Source organism: Cellulomonas humilata (assembly GCF_030814415.1).
Taxonomy (GTDB): domain Bacteria; phylum Actinomycetota; class Actinomycetes; order Actinomycetales; family Cellulomonadaceae; genus Cellulomonas; species Cellulomonas humilata_A.
This window is the reverse complement of record NZ_JAUSVB010000001.1, coordinates 669,832-693,242: the sequence shown is the minus strand read 5'-3', so window position 1 is coordinate 693,242 and position 23,411 is coordinate 669,832. Positions and strand designations below refer to the sequence as shown.

The window sequence follows — 23,411 nt, the reverse complement described above, 5'->3', positions numbered from 1 at the left end:
ACGTTCCGCCGCGATCACCGCCAGGTAAACCTCCTGTTACGCCGCCCGCTGCGTCCGCACTCCGGCAGGCTCCGCCCCGCACGAGTGCGGACGTCCGCAGGTTCGAGCGTCCCAGCGACCGAATGTGCGGGTACAGCGGAAGACCCACGCGTTGCGTCCGCAGGATCGAGCGTCCTGGCGACCGGATGTGCGGACGTTGCGGGCAGGGGGAGGGGTTCGGGGGCGGTGGTAGCGTCGGCTCGCCATGGCACGCAGACCCGGTCGACCGCGCGCGAGCGGCGACCCAGACGGTGAGCGCGACACCCGTCGCGACGTGCTCGACGCGGCCGCGGCCCTGTTCTGCACGGTCGGCTTCACGTCGACCAGCACCCGCGCCATCGCCGACGCGGCGGGCGTGCGCCAGGCGTCGATCTACCACCACTTCGCCGGCAAGGACGCGATCCTGCTGGAGCTGCTGCTGGGCACGGTCCGACCGTCGCTCGAGCTGGCCGACGCCCTCGCGGCAGGCACCGAGCCGGCCGCCGCGCGCCTCTGGACCCTCGTGCACGCCGACGTCGGCCTGCTCTGCGCCGGGCCGGTCAACCTGGGCGTGCTGTACGTGCTCCCTGAGGTGTCGGGGGAGCAGTTCGCCGAGTTCCACGCGCTGCGCGCACGCCTGCGGGCCCGGTACAGCGAGCTCGCGACGGCGGCCGGCGACGGTGCCGACGACCGTGGTGCGCTGGTCCTCGGGCTCGTCGAGTCGGTGATCCTGCGTCGCCGGGACACCCCGGACCTCGACGTCGCCGCCGTGCAGGGTGCCGTGGCCGACGGGGTGCTGCGCCTGGTCGGCTGCACACCCGCCGAGATCGCGCTCGCCCGCGCGGTCCCGGTCGCGCTCGCGGTCTGACCTGCCGCGGGTCGAACCCGCCGCGGGTCGAACCCGACATGGGTACCGGTTAGTCCGCCGGAACGACCCCCTGTCGGGTTCGGCGCCGCAGGCCCCCCTACGCGCGCGCGTACGCGGGTGCTGCGGTCGCCGATTTAACACAAGTGTTTCGTGCGCGCAGCGGATCCGACACAGGCCGGGTGGTCAATGAACCTGTCGACCGACAGAAACTCCCGCCGACCGGTCGTCGAAGGCACCCCCACGACCCGCGGACCCCTCCGCGGCCCTGCCACCGGAGTCACCATGATCATCGCCGGAGTCGGTCTGTCCGTCCTCGCCGTCGTCCTCGTCGGGATCTTCGTCGCCCGCAAGGTCGACGGCGACAGCGCCAACTACCTCGTCGCCGGCCGCCGCCTCGGCGTCCCGCTCGTCGCCGCCTCGCTCATGGCGGCTGCCGTCGACTCCAACGCCACTGTCGGGAACACCGACCTCACGGCGTCGTTCGGGTTCTGGGCGGGTGCGTCCCTGGCGCTCGGCCTGGCCATCTGCCTGCTGCTCACGGGCCTGTTCCTGGCCAAGCCGATGAACCGCATGAAGCTGTTCACCCTGGCCGACTTCTACCGGCTCCGGTACGGGCGCGGGGTCGAGGTGGCGTCGTCGATCTTCATGATCTTCGCGTTCGCCATCCTCATGGCCGGCAACCTGGTGGCCTGCGGGTTCCTGCTGGAACGGTTCCTCGGTCTGGACTACACGGTCGGCGTGCTCGTCGCCGTCGGCCTGGTGCTCGTCTACACGATCGGCGGCGGCATGTTCTCCGACGCCTACACGGCGGCCATCCAGATCGTCATCACGATCGTCGCGACGGCCAGCCTGGTCGTCTGGTTCGGCATGACGTACGGCTTCGAGGTCGCCGAGGGCATGGGGCCGTTCGACTTCGAGCAGCTCACCCAGACCAGTGCGGGCGCACCCATCAACTGGGCGACGCTCATCGCGCTCGGCATCGGCGACATCGTCGCGATCGACTTCATGCAGCGGATCTTCGCGGCGCGGAGCCCGGAGACCGCCCAGAAGTCCTGCTTCACGGGCGCGGCCGGCACCGCGGTCATCGGCGTCGCGTTCGCGATGGTCGCCCTGTCGGCGTCCTCGGTGCTCGGCCTCACGACGGACGCCGGGCCGATCCTCTTCCAGCTCCTCGACGACTACGCGCCGGCCGGTCTGACGGTCCTGGTCCTGTCGGGCATCGTCGCCGCGTCGTTCTCGACGGCCTCCGGCGCGATCCTGGCGACGTCCGCCGTCGCGGTCCGCAACATCTTCGGCGTCCGCCGGGTCGTCTCCGTCAAGGAGGAGGGCGTCCGCGACCCGCTCCTGCTGTGGACGCGCGTGGCGATGATCCCGATCGTCGTGCTCGGTGTCTCGGTGGCCCTCAAGGTCGCCCAGACCGGCATCCTGCTGACCCTCGCGTTCGACCTCATGCTCGCCGGGCTGCTGGTGCCGTTCATCCTCGGGCTGTTCTGGAAGCGCGGCGGTACCCGCGCGGCCGTCGCGGCGCTCGTCGTCGGCGTCACGGTCCGCCTGGTGCTCTTCGTCCTGACGCCGACCGTCTACGGCGTACCCAACGACGTCTGGTACATCCCGAACGACCTGATCGATGCGTCGTTCGACGGCTGGCCGACGTTCTGGGGCTTCGGCGCCTCGTTGATCGCCTACCTGGTCGCCGCGGCGATCTGGCCGCGCACCGTGAGCGAGGAGGCCTGGTCCATCGCGGACGGCATGCCGGACGAGACGATCCCGGCTCGTCGCGAGCCCGAGCCTGCCCTCTGACCGCTCGGCGAACGGCCCGGTCCCTGTCGTCTCGGGGGCCGGGCCGTTCCGCGGGTCGCGACGGGCTCGCCAGTAGGTTGGCCCGATGTCCTTCCGTGTCCGCCCCGCCCTGCCGGCCGACGTCCGCGCCATCCGCGCGCTCGTCGAGCCCTACGCCGCCGAGCGCATCCTGCTGGCCAAGGAGTGGGTCGGGTACTACGAGGCGGTGCAGGAGTTCCTCGTGGTCGAGGCCGAGGACGGCACCGTCATCGGCTGCGGTGCGCTGCACGTCATGTGGCAGGACCTCGCCGAGATCCGCACCCTCGCCGTCGACCGGGGCTGGAGGGGCACCGGCATCGGGCACGCCCTGCTGGACGCCCTGCTGGAGCGGGCCGGCGAGATGGGGCTGCGACGGGTCTTCTGCCTGACGTTCGAGGTCGCGTTCTTCGAGTCCCACGGGTTCCACGTCATCGAGGGGACGCCCGTGACGCCCGACGTCTACCTGGAGCTGCTGCGGTCGCACGACGACGGCGTCGCCGAGTTCCTGGACCTCGCGCGCGTGAAGCCGAACACCCTGGGCAACACGCGGATGCTCATCGAGCTGGGCTGAGCACGGGTCAGCTCGTCGTGGACAGCTCGTCGATGCGCGCACGGGATGGCTGCGCGGTGCCCGCGAGCACGGCCGCGTACTCCGCCCGGATGACGTCCGCCGGCACGCGGGCCATGACCAGGAACACCTGGTACCAGACCAGTGATGCCCGGTCGGTGGGGTCGTCCTCGATGTCGCCGAGGACGTCCTCGCTCGCGTCCTGCGGCCAGATGCCCCAGAGCCCCAGCGCGTTGAGGGCCGCTCGGGCTTCGGGGGTGTCCCACGGGATGGTGAGGACCGAGACCGCCGACATGAGAGCGGCGTGCTGCGCGGTCGCCCGCGCCAGTGGCGCGAGCATGTGTGCGGCCTCCAGCAGCCCGAGCTGCCACGACCGGTCGGCGTCGGAGTCCTCGAGGATGTCGACCACGAGCTCGGCGAGAGCGTCGGGCGCGGACAGGCTCTGGGCCAGGGCAAGCTGCATGCTCATGTCGAACGCCTCGCCCCCGCGGTGCGCGCGTGCCAGGGCATGCACGGCGGTGAGCCCACTGCGGTCCTCGGTCGGCGCCACAGCCGCGGCCCTGTCACGGACCTTCCCGTACGCGAGGACCCGCAGACCGTTGCGCAGCGGCTTGTAGGCGTCCGGCTTCGTCGTGTACATCGGCGCCTGGTAGGCGATGGCCGTCGCCGCGCACAGGAGGTCGGTGCGGTCGAGGTCGGGGAGGTTCCACGCGGTGTCGATCAGCTTCGTGTAGATCCGCAGGACCGCCGTGTCGATCGCGACCGGGACGGTGAGGTCCCACGGGTGGAACCCGGTCGAGTGGCGCCACTGCCCGTCCTCGTCCCGCCACCTCTCGGCGACCACGGCCTTCTCGATCGCGATCGCTGCGCTCACGAAGAGTGCGTCGTCGCGCGCGAAGTGCCGCGGGTCGAGTCCGGCCAGGACGACGGAGAAGTCGATGGTCACCACGCGGGCGGTGGCGAGGTCGACGGGTTCCGACGGCGGCTCCCACCGGCGCGCTCGGCGCGAGGTGGGGTCGACCTCCAGCTCCGTGAGGCCGTACCGTCCCCGCCCCGTTCCCAGGACGTCCTTGTTGGTGATGGTGCGGTGCACGGGGCGGGTCAGGTGCTGGCCGGACGGCGACCAGACGACGGCGACCGGCGTCCCGTCGGCGTCGACGACCGTGGTCGACCTCGGCGCGCGGCCACCCGGCGCGACGTCCGGCACGTCACTACCGACCACGTTGGCGGAGGGATCGCCCTGCAGCATGCCGTGGCGCGGGTCGTCCGGCCGCGGGAGGCCGGCACGCAGATAGCTCTGCGGCTCGGGCAGTGCGTCGTCGATGCGCGCGAATGTCACGCCTGGACGCTAGCGCCGGCCGCGGCGCCACCGTCCGAGGACGTCGCTCTTCACCTGATCGGCTCAGACCAGCGCCGTGGGCGTCGGCGAGAAATGCGTGGGCCCGCCGACGACCGCTCGGGCACGCTTGCCGCGTGAGCACCTATCTGGCGACCGATCGCCTCACCCTGCGCCCCTTCACCGCCGACGAGGCCGACCTGCTGATCGAGCTGGACAGCGACCCGGCGGTGATGCGTTTCCTGTCCGGAGGCGAGCCGACCGCGCCGGAGCTCGTCCGCGAGAGTCACCTGCCGAGCATCCTGGCGGGCTATGAGAGGTGGGGCGGCCGGTTCGGGCTGTTCGCGGCGAAGGAGACGGACAGCGGGAAGTTCGTCGGGTGGTTCTGCCTGCGTCCTGAGCGGGACGGTCCGCTGGACGAGGTCGAGCTCGGGTACCGGCTGCGCCAGGAGGCCTGGGGCAAGGGGTACGCCACCGAGGTCGCGGCGGCGTTGCTGGCCAAGGCGTTCTCGGAGCTCGACGTGCGCATGGTCTGGGGCGCGACGATGGCCCGGAACCTCGCCTCGCAGAACGTGATGGAGAAGGTCGACATGATCGTCACGGAGAACCTGGCGACCCCGGAGGACATGCTGGCCGTGGAGGGTTCCGAGCTCGGCGGCTTCCGGTACGAGATCACGCAGGAGCAGTGGGCCGCACGGGGTCAGGACGGCAGCCGGTAGGTCGGTGGGTCGTCGTCGCTCGCGGCCGGGTCACGGGTGATGAGGCCGTCGGCGACCAGGGCGTCGACGCAGCGGGCGAGCTGCCGGGCGTCCGGCCACACGGCGTCCACGGCGGCGGCCGGTACCGGACCGAGCGCATCGCGCAGCAGCGCCATGACCCGCCCGCGCACCTGCCGGTCGGTGCCGGTGAACGTCTGGACCTTCCGGCGCCCGGCGTGCTCATCGGCGGGACGGCCCGCCGCGAACCACGCGCACACGTCCTGCACCGGGCAGGCGTCGCAGCGCGGCGAACGCGCCGTGCACACCAGCGCACCGAGCTCCATCGACGCCGCCGCCCACCGGGCCGCCGTCGCGTCGTCGTCGGGGACGTACCGGGTCGCGCGGCGGACCTCGTCGACCGTCTGGCTCGGTGCGGGCAGCGCGACCCCGTCGACCGTGCGCGCCAGCACCCGGCGCACGTTGGTGTCGAGCACCACCGACCGGCGTCCGTAGGCGAACGCGAGCACCGCGGCAGCCGTGTACGAGCCGACGCCGGGCAGCGCCAGCAGCTCGGGTTCCGACGACGGCACCACGCCGCCGTGCCGCTCGACGACCGCGCGAGCGCACTCCTGCAACCGCAGCGCGCGGCGCGGGTAGCCCAGCCGGTCCCACGCCCGCAGGACGTCGGCCGTCGACGCCGTCGCCAGGTCCGCGGGCGTCGGCCAGCGACTCATCCAGGACCGCCACGCCGGCTCCACTCGCACCACCGGCGTCTGCTGGAGCATCACCTCGCTGACCAGCACGCCCCACGCGGTCCGGTCCGCCGCGCGCCACGGCAGGTCGCGCGCGTGCACGCCGAACCAGGCGAGCACCGGCTCGCGCAGCTCGGTGGGGGTCGGCGGCACCGCAGCATCCTGCCTCACCGGGGCTGTCGGGGCTGGTCGCTAGCGTGGCGGCATGACCGAGGGTGACATGCGAGCGGCGCCGTGCGCGAGCGCCGACGAGGCGGTCGCCGTGCTGGAGGGGCGCGGCGATCCCGGGCGCTGCTTCTGCCAGTACTTCCGGTTCCCGCACTCGCAGTACCGGGAGATGTCCGTGGACGAGCTCAAGGACCGGCTCGTCACCCGGATCGCCGGGCCGGACGTGAGTCCCGGGGTCGTCGCGACGCTGGACGGGCAGCCGGTCGGCTGGGCGTCCGTGGCCGCGAGGTCGGAGTTCCCGCGGATGAGGGCCAGTCCGTCGATGGCGCCGCCGGAGCTGGAGGCGGACCTGGACGACCCGGGGATCTGGTCGGTGACCTGCTTCGTCGTGCGGACGGGCCACCGTCGACGGGGGATCGCGGGGGTGCTGCTCGCGGCCGCCGTCGAGCACGCGCGGGCGTCAGGCGCCCACACGCTCGAGGGGTATCCGCTCGACCCGGAGGTGGGCAGGTTCTCGTCCGCGGACCTCTACCGCGGCACTGTCAGCCTGTTCGAGGCCGTCGGCTTCGACGTCGTCGCGCGACCGAGAGGCGATCGCGCCGTCGTCCGTCTCGCTCTCTGAGCACGCCCGCGCGTCGGCCGGGCGGGTCGGCGACCCTGCCTCTACGGTGGTCGCGCCGCGAGGTCGCGCGGCGCCGGTCCTGGAGGATGCATGAGCGAGTCGCGACGCCTGCCCGCCCGGGTGTACTGGGTGCGGCGGTTCGTGGTGCTCGGCATCCCGCTGATCATCATCGCGGTCGTCGTGTGGCTGTTCGTGGGACGCGACTCGGGGGAGGACTCGGCAGCCCAGGACAGCACCTCGTCCGCGGCCGTCGAGCCCGAACCGAGCCAGACCCCGACCGACACCGACGGTGTGACCGACTGCGCGCCCGCCGTCCTGGCCCTTGCGATGACGGCGGACGCCACCTCGTTCGCGCCGGGCGTGAGCGCCACGTTCACCGTCGCCGTCACCAACACCGGCGAGCAGCCCTGCCTGGTGGACGCCGGTGAGGCGCAGCGCGAGATCGTCATCACGTCCGGCTCCGACCGGGTGTGGTCCAACCGCGACTGCATCGTGCCCGGCACCGAGACCCGCACCCTGCTGCTCGCGGGCGGCCAGACCGACACGACCCCGTTCGCGTGGAACCGGATCCGTTCGGCAGAGGGCTGCCCGCCGGACCTGCCCGTCCCCGGGGTGGGGACCTACTCCGCGCAGCTGAACCTCGCCGGCGTGAGCGCACCGCCGAGCGTGTTCGGGCTGGGCTGACGGGCTAGACGTACCGCTCGAGGATGCTGGACTCAGCAAGCCTCGACAGTCCCTCGCGCACGGCCCGGGCGCGCTGCTCGCCGACGCCGTCGACGGCCATGAGGTCCTCGATGCCGGCCGCGAGGAGCTTCTGCAGCCCGCCGAAGTGGGCGACCAGCCGGTCGACGATCGCACCAGGGAGGCGCGGGACCTTGGACAGCAGCCGGTAGCCGCGAGGACCGGCGGCTGCGTCGAGCGCGTCGCCGCCACCCGGCAGGCCCAGGACGCTGGCGATGCGGGCGTTGTCGAGCAGCTCGGTGGAGTCCAGCTCGGCCAGCTCGTCGAGGACCGAGTCCACCTCGCGGCGGCTGGTGTCGACGTAGTCGCGGATGATGAGCGCCCGGTCGGAGCCGATGCCGCCCACGAGCTCGTCGAGCTGCAGGGTCAGCAGGCGGCCGTCGGTGCCGAGCTCGACGACGTAGCCCTCGATCTCCTCGGAGATGCGGCGGACCATCTCGAGGCGCTGCACCACGGCGGACACGTCGCGGACCGTGACCAGGTCCTCGATCTCGAGCGCGGACAGCGTGCCGCTGACCTCGTCGAGACGCGACTTGTAGCGCTCGAGGGTGGCCAGGGCCTGGTTGGCGCGGGACAGGATGGTGGTCGAGTCCTCGATGACGTGCCGCTGGCCGCCGACGTACAGCGCGATGATCCGCATGGACGCCGAGACGGAGACGACCGGCAGGCCGGTCTGCTTGGCGACGCGTTCCGCGGTGCGGTGCCGGGTGCCGGACTCGGACGTCTCGATGGTGACGTCGGGCAGGAGCTGCACGGCCGCGCGCAGGATGCGGGAGATGCCCGCGTCGACCACGACCGCGCCGTCCATCTTGGCCAGCTCACGCAGGCGGGTGGCGGAGAACTCGACGTCCAGCACGAAGCCGCCGGAGCAGATGCTCTCGACCGTCTGGTCGAAGCCCAGGACGATCAGCGCGCCCGTGCGACCCCGCAGGATCCGCTCCAAGCCGTCGCGAAGCTCGCCGCCGGGCGCGACGGCGGCAAGGGTCGACCTCAGGAGGTCGTCGGGGGCGTGCGAGTGGGGCACGGTTGCATGGTAACGACGACGGCCGACGTCGGCCGCAGCGACCCGCATGCCGGACCCGTTCGCCAGGACGTGTTCGCCCGTTCGACACCGCTCACGTGCTCGGCGGGGGTGCGGTGCTGTCGCGGACCACCAGGTCGACGAGGATCCGGTGCTGCTCCGGGGCGGGTGCGTCGCCGGCCCGGAACCGCGCGATCGACGAGGTCAGCGCGTGCGCGGCGGCCTTGCCCTTGGCGTCGAAGTCCTGGTGCACCGTGGTGAGCGCAGGGCGCAGCCGGCGGGAGAGCGGAGAGTCGTCGAACCCCACGACCGAGATGTCGTCGGGTACGCGCAGCCCGGCGTCCTCGGCGGCGTGCACGACCGCGGCGGCCATGAGGTCGGAGAAGCACAGCACCGCCGTCGGGCGGTCCGGTCCGGCGAGCAGCGCCCGCGCTCCCTCGGAGACGTCGGGCTCGACGTTGTCGTGCACCTGCATGACCACCGGCGTGACCCCGGCCTCCCCGAGGGCTTCGACCCAGCCTGCCTGGCGCTCCCGGGCGACGAAGTTCGAGCCGACGGAGGCGGCGTCCGGTGCCCACCCGGGTGGCGCGTCCGGGTTCATCGTGAGGATGCCGATCCGGCGGTGGCCCAGGTCCAGGAGGTGCTGGGCGCCCAGCCGCGAGCCCTGGCGTTCGTCGAGGAGCACGCTGGACGCGCCGTCGACCGGATCGCCGTCGATGAACACCAGCGGGAGCCTGCGCTTCACCAGCCAGTCGACCGCGGGGTAGTCGCCCGCGCAGCCGTAGACCAGGGCGCCGTCCATCGGGATGTCCCGGGCGGGGATCATGCCCTCGGACCCGATCGACGGCAGGAGCACGACAGCCATCCCGGTGGGGGCCAGCTCCTCCGCGACCGCACCGAAGAACGCGGCCGCCATCGGGTCGAGGAACGCCGTGCCGACCGACTCGGTGAGCAGCACCCCGACGGCCCCCGTCGTCCCGCGGGCCAGCGCCCGGGCCGACGGGTCAGGACCGACGTACCCGAGGTCCGCCGCGGCCGCCAGGATCGTCCGGCGCATCTCCGCCGAGAGCTGGTCGGGCCGGGAGAACGCGTTGGACACGGTCATCCGGCTGACGCCGACGCGGTCGGCGATCGTCTGCAGCGTCACCCGCGACACGACGACACCACCCTGTTCCGCTCCATGCGGGACAGGGTAGGTCGCCGGGGCCGGTCCCGGAGTGGCGAACGTCGTCATCGCGCCGGGTGACCGACCTCGCAGGTGCCTGCCGGGGCGACGGCGTCGGCGAGGTGGTGCAACGCCCCGGCGAGGGTGCGCCGTGCCCGGGGTGCGTGCGTGCGGCGCGTGCGCTGCCGCGGTGCCGGTTCGGGCACCTCCGGTGCCCAGGGTCGTGCGCTCTCGGTCTCGTGCTGCGCGACCTTCACTCCGAAGAGAAGGCCGAACTGCGGGGTGTCCATCGACATCAGGGTTCTCCTGTCGGCTCGGTTCTTCTGTACCGCTAAAGTAGCCCAGGTTTCTGTACCGGTCAAGAGGTCAAGGAAAGACGTTGGCGCTCGGGCGATGTGCGCGGCGATGCGAGGTCCGGAACGGGAGTGGCCGGGGTGACCGGCCCGCGCATCGGCGGCGGCCTCTCAGCCCCGCGCAGCCGACGCCAGGTCCGGCACCAGCCCGGCCGCGGTCACGGCCTCGCCGAGGTCCGCCGCCGTCAGGACGGTCAGCCCGGCGGGCGGCGTCGCACCGTCCAGCGCCCCCGCGGGCACGATCGCGCGCGTGAACCCGAGCCGCGCCGCCTCCGCCAGCCGGCGACCGACGCCGGACACCGTCCGGATCTCCCCGGCGAGCCCGACCTCGCCGATGGCGACCAGCCCGCGCGGCAGCGGCACGTTCTCGCGCGAGCTCACGGCGGCCAGCGCGAGCGCCAGGTCCGCGCCCGGCTCCATCACGCGGGCGCCGCCGATGGTCGACACATAGACGTCCTGGTCGGCCAGCCGCGCGCCGAGCCGGCGCTGGAGCACGGCGAGCACCATGGCCAGCCGGCTGCTGTCCACGCCGCTCGTGGTCCGGCGCGGGTTGGGCACCGCGCTGGGCGCGACGAGGGACTGGACCTCGACCACGAGCGGTCGACGACCCTCCAGCGTCACGGTCAGGCACGTGCCGGGGACGGCGTGCAGCGCCTGGGAGATGAACAGCCCGCTGGGGTCGGCCAGCCCGACGATCCCGGTCTCCGACAGGTCGAAGCAGCCGACCTCGTCGGTGGGGCCGTAGCGGTTCTTGGTGGCCCGCAGCATGCGCAGGCGCGAGTGCCGCTCGCCCTCGAACTGGCAGACGACGTCCACCAGGTGCTCGAGCGTGCGAGGACCCGCGACCGACCCGTCCTTGGTGACGTGCCCGATGAGCACGACCGGCAGGTCCCGGGACTTGGCCGCCTGGATCACCGCGCTTGCCACCTCCCGCACCTGGGACACGCCACCGGCCGTCCCCTCGACCTGCGCAGACGCGATGGTCTGGATGGAGTCGAGCACCAGCAGGTCCGGGTCGACGTGCTCGATGTGCCCCAGGACGGTGCCCAGGTCGGTCTCCGCGGTGAGCAGCAGCTGCGGGTCGAGCGCGTGGATCCGGCCGGCCCGCAGGCGCACCTGCGCGGCGGACTCCTCGCCCGTGACGTAGAGGACCTTGCGGCCGGTCCGGGCGGCCCGCGCCGCGACGTCGAGCAGCAGCGTCGACTTGCCGACCCCCGGCTCGCCGGCCAGCAGCACCACCGCGCCGGGGACGAGGCCGCCGCCGAGCACCCGGTCCAGCTCGTCGACCCCGGTGGGCCTGGCCCGGGCGGTCTCGATGTCGATCTGGTCGATCGGCCGGGCCGGCGAGCGCGTCGGGGAGGTGGCGACCGTGCGGGGTGCGCCGCCGCCGGGGCCGGTGTCCTCGACGACCGACCCCCACTGCTGGCACTCGCCGCAGCGGCCGACCCACTTGCCGGCGGTCCACCCGCACTCGGTGCAGCGGAAGGCCGGGCGGGCGCTGCGGTCGGGCCGCTTCGAGGAGGTCGAGGTCACGCGCCGCACGCTAGCCGCAGCCTGTGACACGACCCTCTTGCGCCACGGTTGAACAAGCGTTTAACGTAGTGAACGTGCGTTCAGAGGACCTCACCGCCCGCGCCCGCATCCGGGACGCGGCCGTCGCGCGCTTCGGCCGCGACGGGTTCCGGGCGCCCGTGCGCACCATCGCGGAGGACGCCGGGGTCAGCGCCGGCCTCGTGATCCACCACTTCGGCTCCAAGGACGCGTTGCGCGCCGAGTGCGACGAGCACGTGCTGCGGGTCATCCGCGAGGAGAAGTCGTCGGCGATCGCCGAGAAGTCGCCGGCCGAGACGATCGGGATGCTGGCGCACGTGCAGGAGTACGCGCCCCTGTTCGCCTACATCGTCCGCAGCCTCATGGACGGCGGGGCGGCCGCGGCGCACTTCGTCGACGGGTTGATGGACGACGCCGCGGACTACCTGGAGGCGGGCGAGGCGGCGGGCACGGTCCGCGGCTCGCGCGACCCCCGCGGTCGGGCGCGTCAGGTCGTCGCCACCCAGGTCGGGCTCATCGTGATGGCCCAGCTGGACGCGGCCGCGGGCCGGGGCGTCGCGCCGACGGACGACCCGGGCACGGCCATCGACGAGCTCACCAGCCGCACCATGCTCGCCGGCCTCGAGCTCTACACGCACGGCCTCTTCACCGACAGCAGATACCTCGACGCCTATCTGCACTTTCAGCAGGACAAGGAGAAGTCATGACCGACGCCATCGCGGTCAGCGGGCTCGTCAAGTCGTTCGGCGCCAAGCGCGCTCTCGACGGGTTCGACCTCACGGTCCGCACGGGGGAGGTGCACGGCTTCCTCGGCCCCAACGGCGCGGGCAAGTCGACCACCATCCGCGTGCTGCTCGGGCTGCTGCGCGCCGACGCCGGCGACGTGCAGCTGCTCGGCGGCGACCCGTGGCACGACGCCGTCGCACTGCACCGACGGCTGGCCTACGTCCCCGGCGAGGTCAACCTGTGGCCCAACCTGTCCGGCGGCGAGTCGATCGACGTGCTCGGGCGCCTGCGAGGCGGGCTGGACCCGGCACGTCGCGACGCCCTCATCGAGCGGTTCGAGCTCGACCCGCGCATCAAGGGCCGCGCCTACTCCAAGGGCAACCGGCAGAAGGTCGCGCTCGTCGCGGCGCTCGCGGCGGACGTCGAGCTGCTGCTCATGGACGAGCCGACCAGCGGCCTGGACCCCCTGATGGAGGCGGTGTTCCAGCAGGTCGTGCAGGAGGCCGCCGCCGACGGGCGCACCGTGCTGCTGTCGAGCCACATCCTGGCCGAGGTCGAGGCGCTGTGCCGTCGCGTCACGATCATCCGGCAGGGTCGCGCGGTGCAGAGCGGCTCGCTGGAGGAGCTGCGCAGCCTCACCCGCACCACCGTGACGGCCGGTCTGCGGGAGGCCGACGCCGCCGAGCGCACCCTCACCGCGCTCGACGGGGTGCACCACGTGCAGCGCGACGACGGCCACCTGACGGTCGACGTCGACACCGCCTCGCTCAACGACGTGCTCGCGCGGCTCACCGGGTTCGGCGTCCGGTCGCTGACCGCGCACCCGCCGACCCTCGAGGACCTGTTCCTGCGCGAGTACAGCGAGGAGCTGGCCACTCTGGGCGTCGGAGACGCGTCATGATCAGCGTGCACGAGGAGTCGCGATGAGCGCGGCCACCGACACCGAGCTCGCCGGCACGCGCGGACTGGTGCGTGTCGCCCTGCGCCTGGATCGGTGGCGCACGGCGATCTGGGCCGTGGCGATCGCCGGGCTCACGCAGGTGTCGGTCAGCGGGCTGTCGCAGGTCTACTCCACGCCCGAGGCGCTGGCCGGGCGTGCACAGCTCATCTCCTCGCCCGCGGCGACCGCCCTGGCAGGTCCGGGCTACGGGCTCGACGACTACACGGTCGGCGCGATGACGGCCAACGAGCTGGGCCTCTGGCTCATGATCCCGGTCGCGATCATGGCGCTGCTGACCGTGACGCGGCACCTGCGGGCAGCCGAGGAGGACGGCCGGCTCGAGCTCGTGCGGTCCGCACCCGTGGGTCGTGACGCGCCCGTCGTCGCGGGGCTTGTCGCGGCCGTCGTCGCGACGGTTGTCGTCGGCGGCCTGACGTTCCTCGCGCTCCTGAGCACGGGGCTCGACCCGGTCGGCTCGCTCGCGCTCACGGGCGGCATCGTCATGGTCGGGCTCGTGTTCGCCGGCATCTCCGCGGTCGCCTCGCAGCTCACCGCGCACGCGCGGGCGGCCAGCTCGCTCGGCATGGCGGCGCTCGGGGTCGCGTTCCTGCTGCGGGCGGTCGGCGACGTGCGCGGCCCGGAGAGCACCAGCGTGCTCACGTGGCTGTCGCCGTTCGGGTGGGCGCAGGCGACGCGCGCGTACGTCGACGAGCGGTTCTGGCCGCTGGCGATCGGCGTCGTCGTCGCGGCCGTCCTGGTGGCCGTGGCGTTCTGGCTCGTCGGCCGTCGCGACATGGGCACCGGCCTGCTCGCCGAGCGGCTGGGCCGCCCGCGGGCGTCGGCGCGCCTGTCGGGGATGGTCGCGCTGACAGTGCGGCGGCAGTCGGGCGCGATCGTGTCGTGGGGCGTGGGGATCGTCGTCATGGGCGTGTTCATCGGGCTCCTGGCCGGTGAGATCGTCGACTTCGTCGCCGACGAGCCCCAGCTCGCGCAGATGTTCCCGACCGGCCCGAACGGCGCCGCGGCGTCGGCCTTCGCGCTCTACACGGTCTTCCTGGCTGTCATGGCCGGCGCGTACGCCGCGACCGCCGTCAATGCGGCGCGCACGGAGGAGAACGCGACGCGCGGCGCGATCGTGCTGGCCGGACCCGTGTCGCGGGTGCGCTGGCTGGGCTCGCAGGTGGGCGTCGCGGCGGGCGCTGCGACGGTGATGATGCTGGTCACGGGCCTGCTGATGGGCCTGACCGCGACCGCGTCGCTGGGCGAGCGCTCCGTCGCGCAGCTGGTCGGCGCGACTGCGGTGACCCTCCCCGCGGTCGGGATCATCCTCGGCGTCGCGGTCGTCGTGATGGGCGTCGCGCCACGCGCGTTCGGGCTGGTCTGGGCCTACGTCACGTACGTCGGCGTCGTCGGCCTGTTCGCCGCGCTGCTGCCCGACGGCTCCGACGTCCTGTCGCCGTTCACGTACACACCGCAGCTGCCCGCCGAGGCCATGGACTGGCCGCCCGTGCTCGTGCTCGCCGTCGTGGCTGTCGCCCTGAACGCGGTGGGGCTCGCCGCGTTCCGGCGACGTGACGTCGTCGGCTGACTTTCCGTCGGTAGGCTGCGGGGCGTCCGGCGAGGGTTCGGGCGACGTGATGCAAGGGGGAGCCCCGATGAGCGACACCGGCCGTCCCGGCCCCGAACGACCGGCCGGCCCGCCGACGCCGCCGAGCTCGAGCTGGCAGGCGGCGCAGCAGAAGCCGCCCACCGCGCCGATCCCGGCCTCCGCGCCCGCCGCGCAGGAGGCTGCGCCCGGCACCGCGCCTGCGACCGAGCCGGACCCGGCGGAGCCCGCGTCGGGTCGGCCTCGCTGGCTGATCCCGGCGATCATCGGCGGCGTCGTGGTCATCGCCGCCGCGATCATCATCGCGCTGGTCACGAGCTCCGGCGACGACACCGCGGACGCCCCGCCGGCCGTCGCGACGACGATCCTGCTGCCCTCCCCGACGCCGACCGTCGAGCCCGTCGCCCGGCCCGGGACCACGGCGTTCGCCGTCGCCCTGCCGACGACCGTGCTCCAGTACGCGCTCGCGACGTCGGCCGTGGACCCCGAGTGGCAGGCCGCCGGTGCCATCGAGGCCTACACGGAGACGTACACCGACGGCGGCTCCGGCACGGTCACGGTCCGCTCCGGCCAGTGGGAGACCCCTGAGGAGGCGTCGGCGTTCGCCGCGACGCTCATCGCCGGGTTCCCGACCGCGCCGACCCCTGACCCGTCGGCCTCACCGACCGGCCCGACGCTTCCGCAGAGCGGCGAGGTCACCGCCGGCGACGCCGTGGCGGGCAGCTACTCGATCGCCGACGTGGGCGACGGGACCGGTGTCGCGGTCTGGACGAACGGGACCACGGTCTTCCAGGCCACCGGCCCGGTCGAGGACATCGTCGACTTCTACAACGCGTTCCCGCTCTGACGCTGTCCGGCCAGCTGCCGGAGCTGTCGTCGGTAGGCGCCCGGCGTGGTGCCCGTCGCCGCGCGGAAGTCGCTCGTGAGGTGGGCCTGGTCGGCATAGCCCAGCTCGACGGCGATCTCCGCGAGGTCGTCGTCGCCGTGCACCGCGATCGCCCGTGCGGCCTCCTGCAGCCGGATGCGCCGGGCCGCCTGCTTGGGTCCGATGCCGAGCGTCGCCGACAGCGCCCGCTGGATCGAGCGCTCGCTGACCGCGAAGTGCTCCGCGAGGGGAGTGCCGGTCCGGCGGTAGGCACGTGAGCGCAGCTCGTCGAGAACCTCGTTGGCCAGCAGGTGCGCCGGCGACGGCGGGTGCGCCCGGAGACGTTCCGCGACCAGCGCGTCGGCCACGCGGGCACGGTCGTCGGGTGTGCCCGCGGCGGCGATGCGGGCCAGGAGCGCGCGGAGCCCGTCGTCGATGCCGCCCGTGAGCGGGGTCGTCGCGTCGGCGAGGTCCTGAGGTCGTAGCGCGCTGAGCACCGCGAGCCCGGCGGGTCGCAGCCGGACGGCGAAGACGTCGCCCGACCCGGCGATGCGCCGCTGCCACGCACGGCGGTGCAGACCGGTGACGACGAGGTCGGCGGGGACGTCACCGGCCTCGACGGTCAGTGTGACGGCGGGCAGGTCGACGATCGTCTGGTCGACCACCTCGCCCTCGTCCAGGTGCCAGCGCACGTGCCAGTACGTGTCGACGACGTCGCGGACGGCCGGGTCGGGGTCGATCCACCGCGCGGCGTAGCGGGTGAGGTTCTCCGGATGGAGCACGCCCGAGGTCTCGTCGGGACGGATGCGCATGCCCCACGATCGCGGTCGGTGTCGCGTTTCTCCAAGACCCCGTCGCCTGCCGGTGCCGACGATGGCACGCGTGACCTCCCACCTGACCGACCTCAGCTGGCTCGCGATCGGCATCGCGACCCTCGCCTACTACCTGCTCGGCGCCCTCTGGTTCACGCCGCTGTTCGGCGCGGCCTGGGACACCGCCATCGGGCACACGCGGGTCCGCGGTGAGAGGTTCTCCGCCGCGTACTACGTCGTGCCGCTGGTCAGCAGCCTGCTGGTCACGGTCGCGATGGCCGTCCTCGCGGGCGCGACGGGGACCGAGCGGCCGATGGACGCCCTCGTCCTGGGTCTCGTCGTCGGTGTCGGCGTCGCCCTGGCCGTCTCCGTGAACAACGCCCTGACGCCGCACACGCCGCACCCGTTCCGCCTCGGCTTCATCACGGGCGGCTACCACGTCGTCGGCATCGTGGCGGTGACGCTGATCGTTGCGTAGCCGAACCTGCCATGAGTGACGCGACGGTGCCCCGTCGCGTCAGCCATGGTGGTTCGTCGGGTCAGCTCGCCTCGATGATCGACAGGACGTTGCCGCCCGGGTCCGTGAACCACGCGATCAGCGGGCCGCCGCCGCGGAACACGAAGTCGTCGTCGGTCTCGGTGGGGGTGCCCGCGTACTTCTCGAACGACACCCCGCGTTCCCGCAGCTCCGCGACCGTGCCGGGCACGTCCTCGACGGGGAAGTTGAGCACCGTGTAACCGGCGGGCTCGTGGGCCGGGCCCTTCGGGTAGACGAGCACCTCGTGACCGCTCTCGAAGCGCAGGAAGAGCATCCCGTTCTCCTCGGACACGTCGAGCCCGAGCACGTCCGCGTAGAACGCCCGCGCGGCCGGGACGTCGTCGGTCGAGAACCCGCTGAACGCCTTGCTGAGATCCGCCATCACCACTCCTCGGAGACATCGTCGGCAATCCCGTCCAGGCTCCCGCGCTCACCCCGCTCCCGCGACCGCAACGTCCGCACAGAAGAGCGTTGGAACCCTCTGATGTGCGGACGTTGCGGGGGTGATTGCGGGGACGTCCGCACAGAAGGGCGTTGGGACGCGTTGATGTGCGGACGTTGCGGGGAGGGTCAGGCGGCGAGCGCGGCCGGGAGGGTGACCGTGAACGTGGTGCCGGGGCCGCTCGACACCGTGATGGTGCCGCCGTGGGCCGTGACCACCGCGTGCACGATCGCCAGGCCGAGGCCGGTGGACCCCGTCGCGCTGTTGCGGGAGGCGTCGCCGCGCGTGAACCGCTGGAACAGGCTCTCGCGCAGGGCGGGCGGGATGCCGGGGCCGTCGTCGGCCACCTGCAGGACGACCTTGTCGCCGGCGCGACGGACGCGGGCTGTCACGGCGGTGCCGGCGGGCGTGTGCAGGCGGGCGTTCGACAGGAGGTTGGCCAGGACCTGGCGGAGCCGGTGGTCGTCGCCGACCACGAGGGCGTCCTCGAGGTGCTCCTCCGACGGCAGGTCGAGGCGCCAGTCGTGGTCGGGGCCGGCGGCGTGCGCGTCGGTGACGGCGTCGATGGCGAGCACGGTGAGGTCGACGGGCTCGGACGCCAGGGGTCGGCCGGCGTCCAGGCGGGCGAGCAGCAGCATGTCCTCGAGCAGGGCGGTCATGCGCTCGGACTCGGACTCGACGCGGGACATCGCCTGCAGCGCGCTGACGGGCACGTCGTCGGGGGAGCGGCGGACCAGCTCGGCGTACCCGCGGATGGAGGCCAGCGGGGTGCGCAGCTCGTGGCTGGCGTCGGCGACGAACTGGCGCACCTGCGACTCGGACTCGTGCCGGGCACCGAGGGCCTGCTCGACGTGCCCGAGCAGCTTGTTCAGGGCGGCTCCCACCTGCCCGACCTCGGTCGCGGGGTCGGTGTCCCGGGCGGGCACGCGGTCGGCGAGAACCACCTCGCCGCGGTCGAGGGGGAGCCGGGCGACCCGGTTGGCGGTGCCGACGACGCGGTCGAGGGGTCGCAGCTCGCGGCGCACGAGCACCATGCCGGCGGCCGCGGCGACCAGCAGGGCGAGCGCGGCGACGACGACCTCGACGGCGACGAACGTCGTGACGGTGCTGGTCACGGACGTGGACGGCAGGGCGGTGACGTTCGTCGTCCCGTCGGTGGCGACGCTGGCGATCGCCCGGTAGCCGCCCAGGTCGGACAGCACGATCGAGACGGGCTCACCGTCGGTCGGCACGGCGAGCAGCTGCTCGGTCTGCGTCTGGTCGAGCGCGACCAGGTTGCCGTCGTCGTCGACGTATCCCGCCTGCAGCGCGGTGAGGTCGGCGGGGCCGGCGCCGTCGGGCACCTGGACGTTGACGGTGCCCGCGTCCTGGCCGGGTCGGAACGTGCTGCCCGGTGGTGCCGGCAGCTCGTCGGCCGCCTGGTCGGGGGCGACGGCGATGCCGCCCACCCGCACGGGGCCGTCGACTGTGCGCCGGTGCGCGGCGGTGAGCTTCTCGTCGAGCTGCGTGGTCAGCGAGCTCTGCAGCGCCAGGGTGGACAGCGTGCCCATGGCGGCAGCCACGACGGCCACGAGCGCCACGACGACGACGACCAGCCGTCGGCGCAGCGTCCAGCGGCCCACGATCAGACGGAGGGCTTGAGCACGTACCCGACGCCGCGCAGGGTGTGCAGCATCGGGGTGCGGCCCTTGTCGATCTTGCGCCGCAGGTAGGACACGTAGAGCTCGACGATGTTGGCCTGGCCGCCGAAGTCGTACTGCCAGACGCGGTCCAGGATCTGCGCCTTGGACAGCACGCGCTTCGGGTTGCGCATGAAGTACCGGAGCAGCTCGAACTCGGTGGCGGTGAGGCGGATGTCCTCGCCGCCACGGGTGACCTCGTGGCTGTCCTCGTCCATCGTCAGGTCGCCGACGACGAGCGTGGCCTCGTCGCGGGACGAGACGGCGCCCGTGCGGCGCAGCAGGGCGCGCAGGCGGGCGACGACCTCCTCGAGGCTGAACGGCTTGGTCACGTAGTCGTCGCCACCGGCGGTCAGGCCCGCGATCCGGTCCTCGACCGCGTCCTTGGCGGTGAGGAACAGCACGGGGACGTTCGGGTGGGTGGTGCGGACGCGGCGGAGCACGTCGATGCCCGACAGGTCGGGGAGCATGACGTCGAGCACGATGACGTCGGGGTCGAGCGTCTTGGCGGCGCGGACGGCGGCGTGGCCGCTCAGCGCATGGTCCACCTGCCAGCCCTCGTAGCGCAGGGCGGTGGACAGCAGCTCGGCGAGGGTCGGCTCGTCGTCGACCACGAGCGCGCGGACAGGGGAGCCGTCGGCGCGGGACAGAACCTCCGGGCGACGGGTGGTGGTCGTTGTCATGGCCATACCCTCTGACCGGTACCTGACGTGCGCCTGGAACGACCCTGTGAATTACCTGAGCGGGTGCGGTCGCCCGGTGCCCAGCAGCGCCGCCGTGAGGATCGCCTCGATGGCGAACTTCGTGGCGGTCGGCAGGTCGACGCCGTCGTCGAGCAGCCACTGCACCTGCAGGCCGTCCATGACGCCGATGATCGCGCTGGCGGCGCACTCGGCGACGTCCTGCGGCACGTCCCCGCCGCCGACCTCGATGATCGCGGCCGTGATCTCGCCGCGCAGGATGGTGAACCGGTTGGTCACCCAGCCGCGGGCCGGGTGGTCCTCGGTGACGGACTCGCCGGTGAGCACGGTGTAGCCCTGGACGATGCCGCGCCGCTCGACGTTCATCCGGGCGGTGCGCACGAGGTGCTGGAACAGCTCGATGCCGTCGGGGATGTGCTGACCCTCGAGGTCCCGCACGTCCTCCTTGTCGCGGAACTCGAGCACCTCGACCAGGAGCGCCTCCTTGGAGCCGAAGTGGTGCAGGACGCCGGCGTGCGTGATGCCGACCTGCTCGGCGACCTCGGCGAGCGAGCCGTTCTTGTAGCCCTTGGACCCGAACGTGTGGGCGGCGGCCCGCAGGATCTCCGCGCGGCGCTCGGTGGTCGCCTGGCGGGGCTGCCGTGCGCGGCGCTGTGGCGCTGCGGCGGGGGGAACGGCGTCGTCCATGACCGAACCATAGCGCCGCAAGCGAAGTTACTGACAAGTCAGTAAGCGATACCAAACCGTGATCCAGAACTTACTGACATGTAAGTAAGTCGTGCGTAGATTCGCCGCAGAAGACGACGACGTCCGATCGGAGAACACGCGGTGTCCCTCGACACAGCCATCCAGCCGCCCACGGCTGACCGGCCCCTCACCGACCTCACGGCTGCTCTCAGCCTCGAGGAGAAGGTGCGCCTGGTCGTCGGCGCCGGGCTGTGGTCCACCACCGCGATCCCGCACATCGGACTGCGCGCCATGCACGTCTCCGACGGACCCGCCGGCGTCCGCGGCGTCTCCGACTCCGCCGACGAGACCTCCGCCTCGTTCCCCGCACCCAGCGCGCTCGCCGCGACGTGGGACGTCGACCTCGCCGACGAGGTGGGCCACGTGTTCGCCGCCGAGGCCCGTCGGCACGGGGTCGACGTCGTGCTCGCCCCGCAGGTGAACCTGCAGCGCACGCCCGTCGGCGGCCGGCACTTCGAGTGCTACTCCGAGGACCCGCTGCTCACCGGCGCGATCGCGGTGCACGTGGTCCGCTCCGCGCAGGACCGGGGCGTCGGCATGTGCGTCAAGCACTTCGTCGCCAACGACTCCGAGACCCAGCGCACCACCTACCTGGCGCGCGTCGACGAGCAGACCCTGCGCGAGGTGTACCTGGCGCCGTTCGAGCAGCTGGTGCACGAGGCCCAGGCGTGGTCGGTCATGAGCGCGTACTCCGGGATCGACGACGGGACGACCGCCGCGACCGCCGCCGAGCACCGCCCGCTGCTCACCGGGGTGCTCAAGGACGAGTGGGGCTTCGACGGCGTCGTGATGAGCGACTGGGTGGCCACCACCTCCGTCGTCGCGTCCGCCGAGGGCGGCCTCGACCTGCAGATGCCCGGACCCGACGGACCCTGGGGCGACGGGCTCCTCGACGCCGTCCGCTCCGGCGCCGTCAGCGAGGAGCTGCTCGACGCCAAGGTCCTGCGCCTGCTCCGCCTCGCCCAGCGCGTCGGTGCCCTCGACGGGGTCGAGCCGTCGGGCGCCCAGCGGGACCGCGTGGCCGACGTCGACGTGCGCGGCGTGCTGCGCGAGCTGGTCTCCCGCTCGATGGTGGTGCTCCGCGACGACGAGCACGCGCTGCCCGTCGCCCCCGACGACGTCACCCGGATCGCCCTGCTCGGACCCAACGCCGTCCACCCGTTCGTGCAGGGCGGCGGCTCCGCGTACGTCCGTCCGGACCACACGTCCACGCCCGAGGCCGCGCTCCGCGACGCGTTCGGCGAGGTCGAGGTCGACGTGCACCCCGGCGCGGTGTCCCGCCTGCTGCCGCCCGCGCTCGACCTGGCCGGACGCTGCACCACGCCCGACGGCCACCCGGGTGCGCTCGGCGAGCTGCTCGCCGCCGAGGGGACCGTGCTGGTCACCACCGACGTCACGGACTGGCCCGGCTGGCTCCGCGAGGTCCCCGGCCCCGCCGTCGCGCTGCGCCTGCGCAGCACCGTCCGGCTCGACGAGCCCGGCCGGCACGAGGTGGGCGTCGGCACCGTCGGCAAGCACCGGATCTCGGTCGGCGGGCAGGTGCTCTCCACCAGCGAGCACGTGGTCGGCGCCGAGGTCATCCTCGACTCCAGCGTCAACCAGCCCGTCCCCGCGACCCTCGTCATCGAGGTGACCGAGCCGACGACCGTCGAGATCGACGCCCTCGTGCAGGTCGTCCACCCCGTGGGGTACGCCAGCTTCGCGCGCGCCGAGCTGGTGCACCGGGTCCCCGGCACCTCCCCGGACGAGCTGCTCGCGGTCGCCGTCGACGCGGCCGCCGCGGCCGACCTGGCGATCGTGGTCGTCGGCACCAACGAGGAGATCGAGTCCGAGGGGTACGACCGCACGAGCCTCGCGCTCCCCGGCACGCAGGACCAGCTGGTCAAGGCCGCGCTCGCCGCGAACCCGCGCACGATCGTCGTCGTCAACGCCGGCGCCCCCGTGCTGCTGCCGTGGCTCGACGAGGTGCCGTGCGTCCTGTGGGCCTGGCTCGGCGGCCAGGAGTGGCCCGACGCGCTCGCGGACGTGCTCACCGGGATCACCGAACCCACGGGCCGGCTGCCCTGGACGCTCCCCGCGCACGAGTCCGACGTGCCGGTGCCCGACGCGGTCCCCGTCGACGGCGTCATCGAGTACCACGAGGGCGTCCACGTGGGGTACCGCTCGTGGCTCCGGCTCGACCGCACCCCCGCGGCCCCGTTCGGGCACGGACTCGGGTGGACCACGTGGGAGTACGAGTCGGTGTCCCACGCTGTCGAGGCCGACGGGTCCGTCGTCCTCGACGTCCGGGTCCGCAACACCGGCGCCCGTGACGCGCGCGAGGTCGTCCAGGTCTACGTCGAGCCCCCCGTCCCGGACGAGTCGCGTCCGGTCCGCTGGCTCGGCGGGTTCGCCGTCGTGCACGCCACAGCCGGCGCGCACGCAGATGTCCAGGTCCGGGTGGACGCCAAGGCGTTCCGGACCTGGGACAACGCACTGCCCGGCTGGGTCACCCCGGCCGGTACCTACCCGATCCGCGTCGGCCGCTCCTCGAGCGACCTGCGCCTCAGCGTCGACGTGGCCGTGCGCAGTCCCTCGTCGGCATAGGCACGGCCCCCGCAAGTCCCGGTCCGGCGAGATCCGCAGTCCCGTCGGACCGGCACGACCAGCAGTTTCCGCATCAGTGCAAGGAGGCAC

23 protein-coding genes are annotated in these 23,411 nt (G+C 73.1%); 12 read left to right on the top strand and 11 right to left on the bottom strand.

The window, feature by feature from the left end; genetic code table 11:
* Positions 1 to 244 precede the first annotated feature (244 nt).
* The 3 genes from J2X26_RS03115 to J2X26_RS03105 all read left to right on the top strand — a co-directional run bounded on the left by J2X26_RS03115 (position 245) and on the right by J2X26_RS03105 (position 3,275).
* Positions 245 to 886 (top strand): TetR/AcrR family transcriptional regulator, encoded by a 642-nt coding sequence (locus J2X26_RS03115; protein WP_307489740.1) that lies wholly within the window; start codon positions 245 to 247, stop codon positions 884 to 886.
* A 282-nt stretch (positions 887 to 1,168) separates the two neighbouring features.
* Positions 1,169 to 2,686 carry a sodium:solute symporter family protein gene (locus J2X26_RS03110; RefSeq protein WP_307489738.1) on the top strand — a complete coding sequence of 506 codons (1,518 nt, stop codon included), beginning with the start codon at positions 1,169 to 1,171 and terminating at the stop codon, positions 2,684 to 2,686.
* A gap of 85 nt (positions 2,687 to 2,771) precedes the next feature.
* A complete protein-coding gene (locus J2X26_RS03105) occupies positions 2,772 to 3,275 on the top strand; it encodes an amino-acid N-acetyltransferase (protein WP_307489737.1) in 504 nt (167 codons plus the stop codon).
* 7 nt (positions 3,276 to 3,282) lie between these two features.
* On the opposite strand, the gene J2X26_RS03100 is transcribed toward J2X26_RS03105, so the two are convergent.
* Positions 3,283 to 4,611, bottom strand: coding sequence for a hypothetical protein (locus tag J2X26_RS03100; protein ID WP_307489736.1), 1,329 nt, complete (start codon positions 4,609 to 4,611; stop codon positions 3,283 to 3,285).
* 134 nt (positions 4,612 to 4,745) lie between these two features.
* On the opposite strand from J2X26_RS03100, the gene J2X26_RS03095 reads away from it, so the two are divergent.
* A complete protein-coding gene (locus tag J2X26_RS03095) occupies positions 4,746 to 5,327 on the top strand; it encodes a GNAT family N-acetyltransferase (RefSeq protein WP_307489734.1) in 582 nt (193 codons plus the stop codon).
* Here the strand turns inward: J2X26_RS03095 and J2X26_RS03090 are convergent.
* Positions 5,309 to 6,211 carry an A/G-specific adenine glycosylase gene (locus J2X26_RS03090; RefSeq protein WP_307489733.1) on the bottom strand — a complete coding sequence of 301 codons (903 nt, stop codon included), beginning with the start codon at positions 6,209 to 6,211 and terminating at the stop codon, positions 5,309 to 5,311. The two genes, J2X26_RS03095 and J2X26_RS03090, sit on opposite strands and share 19 nt — an antisense overlap.
* Before the next feature lie 52 nt (positions 6,212 to 6,263).
* On the opposite strand from J2X26_RS03090, the gene J2X26_RS03085 reads away from it, so the two are divergent.
* The gene (locus tag J2X26_RS03085; RefSeq protein ID WP_307489732.1) at positions 6,264 to 6,848 is read left to right on the top strand and encodes a GNAT family N-acetyltransferase; all 585 of its coding nucleotides are present in this window, start codon (positions 6,264 to 6,266) and stop codon (positions 6,846 to 6,848) included.
* Positions 6,849 to 6,938: 90 nt separating this feature from the next.
* Positions 6,939 to 7,532 carry a hypothetical protein gene (locus J2X26_RS03080; protein ID WP_307489731.1) on the top strand — a complete coding sequence of 198 codons (594 nt, stop codon included), beginning with the start codon at positions 6,939 to 6,941 and terminating at the stop codon, positions 7,530 to 7,532.
* Positions 7,533 to 7,536: 4 nt separating this feature from the next.
* Here J2X26_RS03080 and disA read toward each other — a convergent pair whose 3' ends face one another.
* The 4 genes from disA to radA all read right to left on the bottom strand — a co-directional run bounded on the left by disA (position 7,537) and on the right by radA (position 11,661).
* The gene (disA, locus tag J2X26_RS03075; RefSeq protein ID WP_055916637.1) at positions 7,537 to 8,613 is read right to left on the bottom strand and encodes a DNA integrity scanning diadenylate cyclase DisA; all 1,077 of its coding nucleotides are present in this window, start codon (positions 8,611 to 8,613) and stop codon (positions 7,537 to 7,539) included.
* 91 nt (positions 8,614 to 8,704) lie between these two features.
* Entirely contained in the window at positions 8,705 to 9,757 is a 1,053-nt protein-coding gene (locus tag J2X26_RS03070; protein ID WP_307489728.1) for a LacI family DNA-binding transcriptional regulator, read from the bottom strand.
* A gap of 83 nt (positions 9,758 to 9,840) precedes the next feature.
* Entirely contained in the window at positions 9,841 to 10,071 is a 231-nt protein-coding gene (locus tag J2X26_RS03065) for a hypothetical protein (RefSeq protein ID WP_307489727.1), read from the bottom strand.
* Positions 10,072 to 10,239: 168 nt separating this feature from the next.
* The gene (radA, locus tag J2X26_RS03060) at positions 10,240 to 11,661 is read right to left on the bottom strand and encodes a DNA repair protein RadA (RefSeq protein WP_307489725.1); all 1,422 of its coding nucleotides are present in this window, start codon (positions 11,659 to 11,661) and stop codon (positions 10,240 to 10,242) included.
* A 74-nt stretch (positions 11,662 to 11,735) separates the two neighbouring features.
* Between radA and J2X26_RS03055 the strand changes: the two genes are divergently transcribed.
* From J2X26_RS03055 to J2X26_RS03040, 4 genes are all read left to right on the top strand, one after another.
* Entirely contained in the window at positions 11,736 to 12,386 is a 651-nt protein-coding gene (locus J2X26_RS03055) for a TetR/AcrR family transcriptional regulator (protein ID WP_307489723.1), read from the top strand.
* On the top strand, positions 12,383 to 13,306 hold the full coding sequence (locus J2X26_RS03050) for an ABC transporter ATP-binding protein (protein WP_307489721.1): 924 nt from the start codon (positions 12,383 to 12,385) through the stop codon (positions 13,304 to 13,306). The genes J2X26_RS03055 and J2X26_RS03050 overlap by 4 nt, the downstream gene beginning before the upstream one ends.
* A 22-nt stretch (positions 13,307 to 13,328) precedes the next feature.
* The gene (locus tag J2X26_RS03045; RefSeq protein WP_307489720.1) at positions 13,329 to 14,933 is read left to right on the top strand and encodes an ABC transporter permease; all 1,605 of its coding nucleotides are present in this window, start codon (positions 13,329 to 13,331) and stop codon (positions 14,931 to 14,933) included.
* Positions 14,934 to 15,000: 67 nt separating this feature from the next.
* Complete coding sequence (locus J2X26_RS03040) at positions 15,001 to 15,798, top strand: hypothetical protein (RefSeq protein ID WP_307489718.1); 798 nt, start codon at positions 15,001 to 15,003, stop codon at positions 15,796 to 15,798.
* Here J2X26_RS03040 and J2X26_RS03035 read toward each other — a convergent pair.
* A complete protein-coding gene (locus J2X26_RS03035; RefSeq protein ID WP_307489716.1) occupies positions 15,777 to 16,628 on the bottom strand; it encodes an AraC family transcriptional regulator in 852 nt (283 codons plus the stop codon). The genes J2X26_RS03040 and J2X26_RS03035 overlap by 22 nt on opposite strands.
* Positions 16,629 to 16,698: 70 nt before the next feature.
* Here J2X26_RS03035 and J2X26_RS03030 point away from each other — a divergent pair, with 70 nt between their 5' ends.
* The gene (locus tag J2X26_RS03030) at positions 16,699 to 17,106 is read left to right on the top strand and encodes a DUF1761 domain-containing protein (RefSeq protein WP_307489715.1); all 408 of its coding nucleotides are present in this window, start codon (positions 16,699 to 16,701) and stop codon (positions 17,104 to 17,106) included.
* 61 nt (positions 17,107 to 17,167) lie between these two features.
* On the opposite strand, the gene J2X26_RS03025 is transcribed toward J2X26_RS03030, so the two are convergent.
* The 4 genes from J2X26_RS03025 to J2X26_RS03010 all read right to left on the bottom strand — a co-directional run bounded on the left by J2X26_RS03025 (position 17,168) and on the right by J2X26_RS03010 (position 20,675).
* A complete protein-coding gene (locus J2X26_RS03025; protein ID WP_307489714.1) occupies positions 17,168 to 17,548 on the bottom strand; it encodes a VOC family protein in 381 nt (126 codons plus the stop codon).
* A 188-nt stretch (positions 17,549 to 17,736) separates the two neighbouring features.
* Entirely contained in the window at positions 17,737 to 19,230 is a 1,494-nt protein-coding gene (locus tag J2X26_RS03020) for a sensor histidine kinase (RefSeq protein ID WP_307489712.1), read from the bottom strand.
* A 2-nt stretch (positions 19,231 to 19,232) separates the two neighbouring features.
* Entirely contained in the window at positions 19,233 to 19,970 is a 738-nt protein-coding gene (locus J2X26_RS03015) for a response regulator transcription factor (protein WP_307489711.1), read from the bottom strand.
* Between the two features lie 51 nt (positions 19,971 to 20,021).
* Positions 20,022 to 20,675, bottom strand: a complete 654-nt coding sequence (locus J2X26_RS03010; protein ID WP_307489709.1) for a TetR/AcrR family transcriptional regulator — start codon at positions 20,673 to 20,675, stop codon at positions 20,022 to 20,024.
* 141 nt (positions 20,676 to 20,816) lie between these two features.
* Between J2X26_RS03010 and J2X26_RS03005 the strand changes: the two genes are divergently transcribed.
* Complete coding sequence (locus tag J2X26_RS03005; protein WP_307489707.1) at positions 20,817 to 23,321, top strand: beta-glucosidase family protein; 2,505 nt, start codon at positions 20,817 to 20,819, stop codon at positions 23,319 to 23,321.
* The last annotated feature ends 90 nt before the right edge of the window (positions 23,322 to 23,411 follow it).